Consider the following 12400-nt stretch of genomic DNA (forward strand, 5'->3'; position numbering starts at 1 on the left):
AAGGTCTGGGCGGTCTTCTGATGAATGAAAGCCGGGCCGAGGCGCGGCGGCTGGCGGCCTCGGCGCCAAAGCCCGGCCAGCCGGGCCTGTCGCCCGGCGCCATGGCCGCGCTGGCCTATCCCGACCGGATCGGCCAGCGCCGCAAGGGCGAGGCGCCGCGCTTCCGTCTTTCCGGTGGAAAGGGCGCGCATCTGCCGCCGGGCTCGGATCTTGCCAGTGCCCAGATGCTGGTCGCCACCGATCTTGACGGCGATCCGCGCGAGGCGCTGATCCGCCAGGCCGCGCATCTGGACGAGGCCGAGCTGCGGGCGCTTTATGCCGACCGGCTCGGCACCGCCGACAGCGTGACCTGGGACCGGCGCGAGAATCGCGTCGCCGCGCGCCGGCAGGAACGCTTTGGCGCGCTGGTGCTGGCCGACCGGCCCTGGACCGAGGCGCCGCCCGAAGCCCTGGCCCAGGCGGCGCTGGAGGGGCTGCGGCTGAACGGCCTGCCCTGGACGCCGGCCGCGCTGCGGCTGCGGGCGCGGATCCGGCTGGCGCGGGGCGAGGACTGGCCCGAAGTCGAGGATGAGGCCCTGCTGGCGCGCGGGCCCGACTGGCTGATGCCGGCGCTGGGACGGGTGCGCAGCCTGGGCGATCTGCGCGGGCTGGATCTGACCCAGCCCTTGCTGGGCCTTCTCGACTGGGGCCAGCGCGCCACGCTGGACCGGCTGGCCCCGGCCGAATTCACCACGCCTTTGGGCCGGCATGTGCCGATCGACTATGACGGCGACTATCCCTCGATCTCATTGCGATTGCAGGAAGTTTTCGGCGTGACCCGCCATCCGCAGGTGGGCGCGCATCATCTGCCCCTGCGCATCACCCTGTTGTCGCCGGCCCAGCGCCCGGTGCAGGTGACGCTGGATCTGCCGCGGTTCTGGGCCACAAGCTATGCCGATGTGCGCAAGGACATGCGTGGGCAATATCCCCGCCACCCCTGGCCCGAAGACCCGACCCAGGCCGAGCCGACGCTGCGTGCCAAGCCGCGCGGGCAGTAGCACGGTCAGTTCTTGATCAGCCCCTGCAGCAGCTTCAGCGCCTGTTCGTCCAGCACCTCCTGGGCGCGGCGCTTGGCGGCCTCTTCCAGGCTTTCGCCCTCTTTCGCGACGATGCCCTGTTTCGCCAGTTCTTCTTCCAGCCGCGCCTTGGCTTCGGCCTCGGCCTTCGCGGCTTCGGCCCGCAGCCGTTCCTCGGCGGCGCGGGCCTCGGCCTCCATCTTCTCGCGGGCGATGGTTTCCAGATCCAGCGCGAAATTCGGCTTGGCCCAGGGCCCGCTGATCAGCAAGGGCACCATCACCCCGCCGCTGCCATCCTCGCCCTGCAGGGCGGTGGGGCGCAGCCGGTAGGCGATCCGCCGCTTTCCGATGTCAAGATCGCCGACCCCGGTCGCCGTCAGATAGGGCGCCAGCAGTTTCAGATCGGCGTTCGACAGCACGCCCGATTTCAGGGTGAAGCTGGCCGAGATCCCGTCGAAGATCGTCTTCTGGCCCTCGCCCACATAGGACAGGTCCAGCCGGCGCAGCATGCCGGCGATGTCCAGCCCCTTCAACTCGCCCTGGCCCAGGCTGAAAGAGCCTTCGCCTTCAAGGCTTTGCATGATCGCGGCGATCGAGTTGCCGACGCCCAGGAAGCGCAGGGTCAGGTTGCCCTGCGCCACCAGCCGGTCCCAGCCGGCCAGATCCATCAGCAGCGGTTCAGTCTGCAGCCCGGCCAGCGACAGCTTGCCCCCGACCGACAGCCCGCCCCGGCCGTTGATGACGAATTCGCCGGTGATCGCGCCGCCATAGGCCTGCACCTCGCGCAGGTCGAACACGGCGCGGGCGCGGTCGATTGTCACCAGGCTGCGCACCGGGCCAAAGCGCGCGACGCCCAGATCCAGCGCGCCGGTCGCAAGGGTGATCGCGGCATCTGCAAGGCTCAGGGCCGAGACGTCGATCGGGTCGGCCGGCCAGCCCTCGGCCTTCATGCCGCCGCCGGCGCCCCCGCCTTCTCCGCCCGAAAGCCCTGAAAGATCAAGCGTCTGGGCCCGCAGATTGCCGGAAATCTTCGGCCGGTCCTTGCCCGGTGCCAGATCCAGATCGCCCTCGATCAGATTGCCGTCGGCGCGGATCTGCGCCCCGCGCAGGAAGGCCGCGCCGCTGCCATCCATTGTCAGCTGCCCCGTCACAGCCAGTTGCTGCGCGCCCAGGCCCCGCGGTGGCACCGACAGATCCGCCCCCGCCAGCGCGCCCAGCGCCGGCAGATCGGCAAGATCGGCCTCAAGCCTGCCATCCAGCGCCATGGGCGACCAGCCGCCCCGGCCCTGGAAGGACAAGGTCGACTTGCCAACGGAAAGATTGGCGGTCAGCGGCACGATCCGCCCTTCGGCAAACCCCGAGAAGACATCGGCTTTCAGATCCAGCCCCACAGGGCGGCCGCGGGCAACGGCGCTGGCGGCCAGCGTGAAGGGCCCGGCATGATCGGGAATGTGCAGGGTCAGATCGACCCCGTCCAGCGTCAGATCCTGCCCGGCCTTGCGGTCGACGAAGCGGATCGTGCCGCCGCTGATCGTGCCCTCCTTCAGGGTGAAGGGCCGGCCGGCGCCGGGCGTGTCGGGGCCGATCTCGCCGCCCGTGCCGCCGCCGCCGAAGACCCAGTTCTCGCGCCCGTCCTTGCCGCGTTCCAGAAGCAGCGTCGGCGCCGTGGCGCTGAGCCCCAGGATCTGCACATCGCCGCCCAGAAGCGCTGCGGCATTGACCTCGATCACCAGGCTTTGGGCCGAGAACATCGGCCCCTCTTCGGTCGACCAGTCGGCATTGGCGATCCGCACCGGGCCGGTGGTCACGCCCAGAACCGGCCAAAGCCGGGGCGAGACATCGCCTTCGATCACCAGCTCGCGCCCGGTCAGGCGCTGGAATTCCCTTGCCGCGGCCTGGGCCACCCGTTCCGAAGGGATCAGGGCCAGAAGCCCAAGGCCCAGAAGCGCGAAAACGAGAAGCGCCCCCAGTGCCCGGAAAAGCCAGCGCATCGCCTGTTGCCTCACGTTTCTGGTTTTCCGAAAGCCTAGGCGAGGGCGGGCGGCAACGGCAAGAACTTGCCGAGCCCTGCGGCATCAAATCGCCGGGATTGAAACAGAACGTGTTGGCCGCGCGGGTTCTGCGCCCCCTGTGCGGCGCCCCGGCTTTGCTTTATAGCGCTGCGCCATGAGCCAGAACCCGCCCCTTCTTCGCCCCGACCTTGCGCGTGCCCAGGTCGAAGCCACCTCGCGGCGCGAGGGTCAGCCGACCATCGGGATGGTGTCCCTGGGCTGCCCCAAGGCGCTGGTCGACAGCGAGCGTATCCTGACGCGGCTGCGTGCGGAAGGCTATGCGATCAGCCCCGATTACAAGGGCGCCGATGCGGTGATCGTGAACACCTGCGGCTTTCTGGACAGTGCCAAGGCCGAAAGCCTGGATGCGATCGGCGAGGCCTTGCGCGAAAACGGCAAGGTCATCGTGACCGGCTGTCTGGGCGCCGAGCCGGACTATATCACCGGCGCGCATCCGAAGGTGATGGCGGTGACCGGCCCGCATCAATATGAATCGGTGCTGGATGCCGTGCATGGCGCGGTGCCGCCCGCGCCCGATCCGTTCATCGACCTTCTGCCGGCGACCGGGGTTTCGCTGACGCCGCGGCATTACAGCTATCTGAAGATCTCGGAAGGCTGCGACCACAAGTGCCGCTTCTGCATCATCCCCGACATGCGCGGCCGGCTGCAATCGCGCCCCGCCCGCGCCGTCCTGCGCGAGGCGGAAAAGCTGGTCGAAGCCGGGGTGAAGGAACTCTTGGTGATCAGCCAGGATACCAGCGCCTACGGCACCGACTGGAAGGATCGCGACGACAAGTTCCCGATCACGGCGCTGGCACGCGATCTGGGCGCGCTTGGCGCCTGGGTGCGGCTGCATTACGTCTATCCCTATCCGCATGTGCGCGACCTGATCCCGCTGATGGCCGAGGGGCTGGTGCTGCCCTATCTGGATATCCCCTTCCAGCATGCCCATCCCGATGTGCTGCGCCGCATGGCGCGCCCCGCCGCGGCCGCCCGCACGCTGGATGAGATCGCGGCCTGGCGCGCGGCCTGCCCCGACATCACCCTGCGGTCCACCTTCATCGTGGGTTACCCGGGCGAGACCGAGGCCGAATTCCAGCATCTGCTGGACTGGCTGGACGAGGCGCAGCTCGATCGGGTGGGCTGTTTCAAATACGAAAACGTCAAGGGCGCGCGGTCGAATGCGCTGCCCGATCATGTGCCGGATGAGGTGAAGGAAGACCGCTTCGCCCGTTTCATGGAAAAGGCCCAGGCCATTTCCGAGGCGAAGCTGGCCGCCAAGGTCGGTCGCCGGCTTGAGGTGATCGTGGATGAGGTGGACGAAGACGGCGCCACCTGCCGCACCAAGGCCGATGCGCCGGAAATCGACGGCAATCTGTTCATCGACGCAGGGTTCGAAGGCCTTGCCCCGGGCGATATCCTGACGGTCGAGGTCGACGAGGCCGGGGAATACGATCTTTGGGGCAGCCCGGTTACCCAAGGCTAAGCGCGGGGGGGCCGATCTCCGCCGGGGGAACCGGCGGAGAGGGCGGGCGGGGGCCGCGCGTCAGTGCAGGCCGAATTCGGCCATCAGGCGGCGCCGCATCGCGACGAAGGCCGGCTCGCTTCTTTCCCGGGGCCGGGGCAGGGTGATGTCGATCAGCCGCGGGCGGGCGCCCTTTTCCTTGGGCAGCACCAGAACCCGGTCGGCCAGGAAGATCGCCTCTTCCAGATCATGGGTGACCAGGATCAGCGTCACGCCCTCGTCGCGCCAGATCCGCACCAATTCTTCCTGCATCACCAGCTTGGTCATCGCGTCCAGCGCGCCCAGCGGTTCGTCCAGAAGCAGGATTTCCGGCTGCACGGTCAGCGCGCGGGCAATGCCCACCCGCTGCGCCATGCCGCCTGACAGCTGGCGCGGATAGGCGGCTTCAAACTCGGACAGGCCGACCAGGCGGATGTAGCGCCGCGCCCGCGCCTCGGCCTCGGCCGTGTCCACGCCGCGCACCTGCAGCCCGAAGGCCACATTGCCCAAGACGGTCAGCCAGGGCAGCAGCCGCGGCTCTTGAAAGATGATCGCGCGTTCGGCGCTGATCCCCTGCACCGGCAGCCCGTCGATCCGCACTTCGCCCGCATCCGGCGCCTCAAGCCCGGCCAGCACCCGCAAGAGCGTGGTCTTGCCGCAGCCCGAGGGGCCGACGATCGCCAGCGACTCGCCGCCGCGGATGTCCAGGTCCAGATCGCGCAGCACATTCAGCTGCTGGCCGTTCAGGGCAAAGCTTTTCGACAGGTTGCGCACCGCAACCTCGCCGCGGGGGGTGGTGACTTGCGTCATTCGGCGGTCCTCCGGCTTAGTTGGTGGCGGGCGCATCGCCCGGGCTGTACAGGATATCGGCGACCTTCAGCTTGCCCGCCGGGACCGAGCCTTCGCGTTCCAGAATGTCGATCCAGAACTGCACGTCGCGCGTCACCGCCTTGCCGCCTTCGCGCACGCCATAGCCCGCGAAATATTGCGCCACGTCCGGGTTTTCGCCGCGCTCGGCCAGGACGCGGGCGAAGATGGCCTTGGTCTCTTCGGGATGTTCGCGGGCGTAATCCAGCGCCTTTTCCGAGGCTTCGACAAAGGCCTTCGCCTCGGCGGGATGAGCAGCGATCCAGTCGCGGCGCAGAACGATGAAGCCGCCGGCGATCTCGCCCAGCACGTCGGTATCGTCAAAGACCGCGCGCAACCCGCCGGTCTTCAGCGCGGCGCCGGTGAAGGTGGTCTGCCAGTAGCCGAAGGCCGAGACATCGACCTGGCCCGAGCGCAGCACCTGTTCCAGCTGCGGCCCCGGCACCACGATCAGATTTGCGGCATCCTGCGCCAGGCCCTTCTGATGCAGCGCCTCGCGCACGGTGTAATCCAGATGCGCGCCCAGCGTGTTGACCGCCACGGTCTTGCCGACAATATCCTCGACGGTTTTGATCGGGCTGTCTTCCAGCACATAGAACACCGACTGCACCTGATCGTTGATCCCGTTCGACGGGTAGGCGGCGACGAAATCATTGCCGGCGGCGATCGAGTTCAGCACCGCCGAGGTGGCGGCCGAGCCCAGCTCGACGCTGCCGCCTGCCAGCGCCACCAGCGAGGCCGGGCCGCCGGTGGTATAGCCCACATTTTCCAGCGTGATGCCGGTGCCGTCGAAATAGCCCAGCTCCCAGGCCAGTTCATGGGCGTTCAGCCCGCCCTGGCTGGCCAGGTAGCGGATCGCCACATCGGCCTCAGCCGGGGCGGTCAGAAGGGGGGCGGTCAGAAGGCCAAGCCCGGTGGCAAAGGCCAGGTTGCGGAACGGAGAGGTCATGGTCTCGGTCCTTTGAAGGATATGAGGGGGGGAAGGGGGGAAGGGTCAGCGCGCGGTCTCGGCCCAGCGGCACAGCCGGCGCTGCAGCGCGACCAGCACGGCATTGGCGCCCAGACCCAACAGGGCCAGCAGCAGGATCGCGGCAAACATCTGCGGGATCTGGAAATTGTACTGGGCGTTCATCACCTGGAACCCCAGCCCCTTGTTGGCGCCGATCATCTCGGCCGCGATCAGCAGCAGAAGTGCGGTGGTGGCCGACAGGCGCAGCCCCACGAAGATCGAAGGCACGGCGGCAGGCAGGATCACCCGGGCGAAGATCGTGACCCGCCGCGCGCCGAAGGCCTGGGCCATCTCGATCAGCTTGCGGTCCACCTGCTTGACCCCGCCGATCGTGGCCAGAAGGATCGGAAACAGCGTGGCCCAGAAGATCACGAAGACCTTCGAAGCCTCGCCCAGGCCCAGAAGCAGGATGAAAACCGGGTACAAGGCCAGCGCCGAGGTCTGGCGGAAGAATTGCAGGATCGGATCCAGCGCTTCTTCCACCGCGCGGATCTGGCCCATCAAGAGGCCCATCGGGATGCCCAGCGCCAGTGCCGCCCCGAAGGCCAGGCCCGAGCGCTGCAGGCTGATCGCGATATCGTCGACCAAGGCGCCAGAGGCGATGCCCTTGACCAGCGCGATCCCGATGCTGTCCAGCGATGGGAAGACCGAGGGGTTTAGCCAGCCAAAGCTGGAGCCGATCTGCCAGGCGGCCAGGAACCCCGCCAGCAGACCCCAGCGCCGCGCCAGCCGCCGCAGCCCGGCGCCGGCGCGCCGCAGCGCGCCTTGCAGGGGCGAGAAATCCGAACCCGACAGGAAACCGTCTTCGAAACTTGGATAGGCCATGGTCTTACTCCGCCGCGTGGAAGGATCGGCGGGCCAGCGCCCAGCGGTTTTCCGGCACCGGCAGGCCCAGGTTTTCCCGCAGGGTCCGGCCCTCATATTCGGTGCGATAGAGGCCGCGGCGCTGCAATTCGGGCACGACCAGATCGACGAAATCGCTCAACCCCGTCGGCAGCCAGGGCGGCAGGATGTTGAACCCGTCGGCGCCCTCGTTCTCGAACCAGTCCTGCAGCGTGTCGACGATGGTTTCGGGCGTGCCGATCACGGTGAAATGGCCGCGCGCGCTGGCGACATGCTGGTACAGCTGGCGGATGGTGAACTGGTTGTCATCGGCGATCTGGCGGATCAGCGCCTGACGCGACTTCATTCCTTCGGTCGGCGGGGCGGCGGGCAGCGGCCCGTCCAGATCGGCGCCGGTCAGATCCAGGGTGCCGCCGGTCAGCGCGGTCAAAAGTGCAATTCCGTCTTCGGGCAGGATCAGGCTGGTCAGGCGGTCGTATTTCTCGCGCGCCTCGGCCTCGGTCCGGCCGATGAAGGGCGAGACGCCGGGCATGATCAGCACATGCGCCGGATCGCGGCCCAGACCGCGGGCGCGCGCCTTGATGTCGCGGTAGAAGTCCTGCGCCGTGTCCAGCCGCTGATGCGCGGTGAAGATCACCTCGGCGGTCGCCGCCGCCAGCCCGCGCCCGTCTTCCGACTGGCCGGCCTGCACGATCACCGGATGGCCCTGGCGCGAGCGGCCGACATTCAGCGGCCCCTTCACCTTGAAATGCTCGCCGCGGTGATCGGCGGCATGCAGCTTGTCGGGGTCGAAGAACCGGCCGCTGTCCTTGTCGCGCAGGAAGGCGTCATCCTCGAAACTGTCCCACAGCTTCTTCACCACCTCGACATGTTCGGCGGCGCGGCGATAGCGCCAGGCATGGGAATGCTGCTGGTCGAGGTTGAAGTTCCGCGCCGCCGCCTCGGTTGCGGTGGTAACCACGTTCCAGCCGGCGCGGCCGTCCGAAATCAGGTCAAGCGAGGCGAATTTGCGCGCGGTGTTGTAGGGTTCCTCATAGGTGGTCGAGGCGGTGGCGATGAAGCCCAGGGTCTTGACCAGCGGCGCCAGCGCCGAGAACAGCGTCACCGGCTCGAACCCGGCGATCTTGGCATTGCCGCCCTCGGTGCCGCCGCCGAAGCTGATCGCCAGCCCGTCGGCCAGGAAATAGGCATCGAACAGGCCGCGCTCGGCCTCCTGTGCCAGGTGCAGATGGAAGGCAAAGCTGGTGGCGCCGTCGGCCGGGCTGTCGGGGTGGCGCCAGGCGGCGATATGCTGGCCGCCGCCGGGAAGGAAGGCGCCAAGTTTGATCTTGCGGGTCATGGCAGGGGTCCTTTCTGGGTTCGGGGCAGGTCAGACTTTCGCCTGGGCCTGGGCCTGGGTCTGGGTTTGGGCTTCGGGCTGGGGGCGGATCGCGGTGCTGGCGCGGCCATCGACGCCCAGCGGCACCTCGCCCGCGATCGTCACCCGGCGCACCACGCGCGGGGCATCGCCGTAATCGTTGACGGCGTAATGCTGGGTGGCGCGGTTGTCCCAGATCGCCATATCGCCCGCCCGCCAGCGCCAGCGCACGGTGTTTTCCGGCGCGGTGACATAGGCCTGCAGCAGATCGAAGATCTTCTGCGATTCATCGCGGGCGAGGCCCAGGATCCGCTGCACGAAACTGCCCAGCAGCAGATGCCGCTCGCCGGTTTCGGGATGGACGCGCACCACCGGATGCTCGGTCTCGAACACGGTCGAGGCGAAGACCTCGGCATGGTGGTGCTTGTCGGCCTCGCGCGCGCGGGGCCGCAGCGCGGCATAGTCGTAGGCGTTGGAATGCAGCGCCCGCAGCCCCTCGGCCAGGCGTTTCAGCGGGTCGGGCAGGCTGTCATAGGCGGCGGCGGTGTTGGCCCAGATCGTGTCTCCGCCCACCGGCGGGATCACCACGCCGCGCAGGACCGAGGCCTTGGGATAGTCGGGCACGAAGGTCACGTCGGTGTGCCATTGGTCGGCGCGCCCGCCGCCGCGGCTGGCATCCAGTTCCAGGATCGAGGCCGAGCCTTTGACCACGGCCTGGGTCGGATGCGGCGCAAGCGCGCCCAGCCGCAGGGCGAAGGCTTCCTGGCCGGCATCGTCCAGCTGGTGCTGGTCGCGGAAGAACAGCGCCTTGTGGCGCGCAAGCAGCTGCTTCAGCGCCGCGATCGTGGCGGGCGGCAGATCGCCTGACAGGGCAAGGCCGGTGATCTCGGCCCCGATCCGCGGGGTCAGCGGCAGGACGGTCTGGGCGGGGATCGCATCGGCGAAGGTTTCGTGGCGGGTCATCGGGTGTTCCTTTCCAAAGGACAAAGCGGGGCCGGTCCGTCCTGCGGGGCAGGGCGGTGCCGAGGGGGTCAGACGGTCAGAGGGGGGAAGGTCTCAGGCGGCGTGCATCGCCGGGGCCGGCGCCAGACATCGGGCGAAGGGGGCGACGATCCGCTCCAGTCGGGCAAGCATTGCGGGCGCACGGGGTCCGCCCGGCTGGCCGGTCAGGGGGAAATCGGCGGCGAAATCGGCGGAGGCGCCGGACATCGCGCGCACGGTCAGCTGCGCCCGGGCAAGGCCCAGCAGCCGCTCGGGCGCCGCGGCGATCTGCCGGGCCGCGGCGTCATCGGCGCCCAGCGCCAGCAGCAGCACCGGCTTGCGCTCCAGCGCCGCGACCGGCAGCAGCCCCAGAAGATGGCGCAGAAGCCCGGCCGGCCGGCCCTGCGGCAACGGCGCGCCCAGGATCAGCACATCGGCCGAGATCAGCTGCGCCACCAGCGCGCGCGGCAGCGGCGCCAGATCCTCGATCCGGGCGGCGCGGCCCAGCGCGGGCTGCAGATCGGCCAGATCATAGCCGGCGGCATAGGCGCCCATCCGCTGCGCGGTCATTGCGGTCGCCACATCGACCAGGGCGCGGGCCCTGGACTGGCGGTTCAGACTGCCGGTGAAACCTTGCACGCGGAGGATCATCGGAAACTCCAAATAACGATCTATCTTGTCGTGTAATATGCGCCGGTTTTCCCGCCGCGGCCATTCCAAAGCCGGGCGGGTTCGGGGCAGAAACCTTCTCTGCATCGGCGCCGCGGGGGGATGGTGTTTTCGCCCCGGGCGCCAGCGGGGGGGCGGACGGGGGGCTTGGGGGGACCGATCCCCCTTGCCCCGCGCCGCGATCCGTCCCAGCATCATCTGCCTGCCGTGACGCAGCGCCGCCGCCCCGGGGCCCCGATGCATTTCGCCGTCCGCCACCTGACGCTTTACCGCTATTCGGCGCCCGTCCGGCTGGGCGCGCATCGGCTGCTTCTGGCGCCGCGGCCCGAGGCGGGGCGCGATTGCCGCTTTGCGCTGGACGTGACACCGCGGCCGGTGGCGCTGCAGGAACAGACCGACCCCTGGGGCAACCGGGTCTTCGCGCTGGATTTCGCGGATGAGACCCAGGTCTTCCAGATCGAAAGCCGCTTCACCCTGCAAACGGGCGCGCCCGCCGCCCCGCCCGCCCCCTTGCCGCATCCGGCCTATCTGGACGGGCCCGATCCGGGCGCCGAGGTGCGCGGCTTTGCCGCCGCGCTGGCCCAGGGCACGGACGGGCCGCTTGCGTTTCTCGACCGGCTGAATGCCGCGCTTTTCACCCGCACCGACCGCCAGATCCGCGCCGAGGGCATGGCGCGCAGCCCGGCCGAGACCTTGGCGCTGCGCTCGGGCGCCTGCCGCGACCTGACCGAATTGTTTCTGGCCTGCGCGCGGGTGCAGGGCCTGCCGGCGCGCTTCGTCTCGGGCTATCAGGCGCAGTCCGAAAGCCCCGACGGCCGGCGGCATCTGCATGCCTGGCCCGAGGTCTTCCTGACCGGGATCGGCTGGCGCGGCTATGACCCGACCCATGGTCTGCCGGTCACCGATGGCCATGTTGCGCTGGCCGTGGCGCCGGGGCAGGGCGGGACGATGACGGTCGAAGGCGGGTTCTGGGGCCCGCAGGTCACCACGCGGCTGGACTATGACATCCAGATCGACGTGACCTAGCGCCGGCACCGCTGCGATCCGGCAGCCTGCCGCCGGCCCGCCCGCTTCCCCCCTTGCGGGGCGCGGCGCTTCCCCGCTACCACCGGGCCATGACCCCGCTTCCCACCCCCCGCGGTTCGCTGACGCCCGACCGCCCGCTTGCCGATCTGACCTGGCTTCGCGTTGGCGGACCGGCGGATTACCTGTTCCTGCCCGCCGACGAGGCCGATCTGGCCGATTTCCTGGCCGCGCTGCCGCCCGACATCGCCGTCTTCCCGATGGGCGTCGGCTCGAACCTGATCGTGCGCGATGGCGGCTTGCGGGCGGTGGTGATCCGGCTGGGCCGCGGCTTCAACGGCATTCGCGTCGAGGGAGACCGCGTCATCGCCGGCGCCGCGGCGCTGGATGCGCATGTGGCGCGCAAAGCGGCCGAGGCCGGGCGCGACCTGACCTTCCTGCGCACGATCCCCGGCTCGATCGGCGGGGCGGTGCGGATGAATGCGGGCTGCTATGGCCATTATACCGCCGATTTTCTTGAGGAAATCCGCATCGTCACCCGTCAGGGCCTGGTGGAAACCCTGCCCGCCGCCGCGCTGAACCTGCGCTATCGCCAGTCGGAGCTGCCCGAAGGCGCGGTGGTGATCGAGGCCACGTTCCGCGCGCCCGAAGGCGATCCGGCGGCGCTGGCCGCGCGGATGGAGGATCAACTGGCCAAGCGCGATGCCAGCCAGCCCACCAAGGACCGCAGCGCCGGGTCCACCTTCCGCAATCCGGCCGGGTTTTCCAGCACCGGCCGCGCCGATGACCGTCATGATCTGAAGGCCTGGAAGGTGATCGACGAGGCCGGAATGCGCGGCGCCCGCCGCGGCGGGGCGCAGATGTCGCCCATGCATGCCAATTTCCTGATCAACACCGGCGGGGCCTCGGCAGCCGATCTGGAAGATCTGGGCGAGGAGGTGCGAAAAAAGGTTTTCCAAAACAGCGGCATCACGCTAGAGTGGGAAATCATGCGCGTCGGAGAACGTGCGTAACGATTGAGGGGCGGCAAAGCCCCCGTGA

General features: G+C 69.1%; 11 protein-coding genes. 4 read left to right on the forward strand and 7 right to left on the reverse strand.

The features are described from left to right. Positions 1–1037, forward strand: a 1037-nt coding sequence (locus K1Y73_RS14335) for an ATP-dependent helicase C-terminal domain-containing protein (protein ID WP_318248245.1), incomplete at its 5' end; no start/stop codon positions are given. Positions 1038–1042: 5 nt separating this feature from the next. Here the strand turns inward: K1Y73_RS14335 and K1Y73_RS14340 are convergent. After that, positions 1043–3046 (reverse strand): AsmA family protein, encoded by a 2004-nt coding sequence (locus K1Y73_RS14340; protein ID WP_225028993.1) that lies wholly within the window; start codon positions 3044–3046, stop codon positions 1043–1045. Positions 3047–3221: 175 nt separating this feature from the next. Between K1Y73_RS14340 and rimO the strand changes: the two genes are divergently transcribed. After that, the gene (rimO, locus tag K1Y73_RS14345; protein ID WP_225028994.1) at positions 3222–4592 is read left to right on the forward strand and encodes a 30S ribosomal protein S12 methylthiotransferase RimO; all 1371 of its coding nucleotides are present in this window, start codon (positions 3222–3224) and stop codon (positions 4590–4592) included. 60 nt (positions 4593–4652) lie between these two features. Here the strand turns inward: rimO and K1Y73_RS14350 are convergent, their stop codons facing one another. The 6 genes from K1Y73_RS14350 to K1Y73_RS14375 all read right to left on the reverse strand — a co-directional run bounded on the left by K1Y73_RS14350 (position 4653) and on the right by K1Y73_RS14375 (position 10318). Continuing rightward, the gene (locus tag K1Y73_RS14350) at positions 4653–5420 is read right to left on the reverse strand and encodes an ABC transporter ATP-binding protein (RefSeq protein WP_225028995.1); all 768 of its coding nucleotides are present in this window, start codon (positions 5418–5420) and stop codon (positions 4653–4655) included. Between the two features lie 16 nt (positions 5421–5436). Next, on the reverse strand, positions 5437–6426 hold the full coding sequence (locus tag K1Y73_RS14355) for an ABC transporter substrate-binding protein (protein WP_225028996.1): 990 nt from the start codon (positions 6424–6426) through the stop codon (positions 5437–5439). Between the two features lie 45 nt (positions 6427–6471). Continuing rightward, the gene (locus K1Y73_RS14360; RefSeq protein ID WP_225028997.1) at positions 6472–7311 is read right to left on the reverse strand and encodes an ABC transporter permease; all 840 of its coding nucleotides are present in this window, start codon (positions 7309–7311) and stop codon (positions 6472–6474) included. Positions 7312–7315: 4 nt separating this feature from the next. After that, entirely contained in the window at positions 7316–8668 is a 1353-nt protein-coding gene (locus K1Y73_RS14365) for an LLM class flavin-dependent oxidoreductase (RefSeq protein WP_225028998.1), read from the reverse strand. Positions 8669–8698: 30 nt separating this feature from the next. After that, complete coding sequence (locus tag K1Y73_RS14370; RefSeq protein WP_225028999.1) at positions 8699–9649, reverse strand: TauD/TfdA dioxygenase family protein; 951 nt, start codon at positions 9647–9649, stop codon at positions 8699–8701. A gap of 93 nt (positions 9650–9742) precedes the next feature. Next, positions 9743–10318, reverse strand: a complete 576-nt coding sequence (locus K1Y73_RS14375) for an NAD(P)H-dependent oxidoreductase (protein WP_225029000.1) — start codon at positions 10316–10318, stop codon at positions 9743–9745. Positions 10319–10573: 255 nt separating this feature from the next. On the opposite strand from K1Y73_RS14375, the gene K1Y73_RS14380 reads away from it, so the two are divergent. Next, a complete protein-coding gene (locus K1Y73_RS14380; protein WP_225029001.1) occupies positions 10574–11362 on the forward strand; it encodes a transglutaminase family protein in 789 nt (262 codons plus the stop codon). Positions 11363–11451: 89 nt separating this feature from the next. Next, complete coding sequence (gene murB / locus K1Y73_RS14385; protein ID WP_225029002.1) at positions 11452–12372, forward strand: UDP-N-acetylmuramate dehydrogenase; 921 nt, start codon at positions 11452–11454, stop codon at positions 12370–12372. Positions 12373–12400 lie beyond the last annotated feature (28 nt).

Origin of the sequence: Xinfangfangia pollutisoli (assembly GCF_020179405.1) — a bacterium.
GTDB lineage: Bacteria > Pseudomonadota > Alphaproteobacteria > Rhodobacterales > Rhodobacteraceae > Pseudogemmobacter > Pseudogemmobacter pollutisoli.

Excerpts from the sequence above, each read along its gene's own strand:
- K1Y73_RS14340 (WP_225028993.1), bottom strand. The coding sequence starts at position 3,046 with ATGCGCTGGCTTTTCCGGGCACTGGGGGCGCTTCTCGTTTTCGCGCTT.
- rimO (WP_225028994.1), top strand. The coding sequence starts at position 3,222 with ATGAGCCAGAACCCGCCCCTTCTTCGCCCCGACCTTGCGCGTGCCCAG.
- K1Y73_RS14350 (WP_225028995.1), bottom strand. The coding sequence starts at position 5,420 with ATGACGCAAGTCACCACCCCCCGCGGCGAGGTTGCGGTGCGCAACCTG.
- K1Y73_RS14355 (WP_225028996.1), bottom strand. The coding sequence starts at position 6,426 with ATGACCTCTCCGTTCCGCAACCTGGCCTTTGCCACCGGGCTTGGCCTT.
- K1Y73_RS14360 (WP_225028997.1), bottom strand. The coding sequence starts at position 7,311 with ATGGCCTATCCAAGTTTCGAAGACGGTTTCCTGTCGGGTTCGGATTTC.
- K1Y73_RS14365 (WP_225028998.1), bottom strand. The coding sequence starts at position 8,668 with ATGACCCGCAAGATCAAACTTGGCGCCTTCCTTCCCGGCGGCGGCCAG.
- K1Y73_RS14370 (WP_225028999.1), bottom strand. The coding sequence starts at position 9,649 with ATGACCCGCCACGAAACCTTCGCCGATGCGATCCCCGCCCAGACCGTC.
- K1Y73_RS14375 (WP_225029000.1), bottom strand. The coding sequence starts at position 10,318 with ATGATCCTCCGCGTGCAAGGTTTCACCGGCAGTCTGAACCGCCAGTCC.
- K1Y73_RS14380 (WP_225029001.1), top strand. The coding sequence starts at position 10,574 with ATGCATTTCGCCGTCCGCCACCTGACGCTTTACCGCTATTCGGCGCCC.
- murB (WP_225029002.1), top strand. The coding sequence starts at position 11,452 with ATGACCCCGCTTCCCACCCCCCGCGGTTCGCTGACGCCCGACCGCCCG.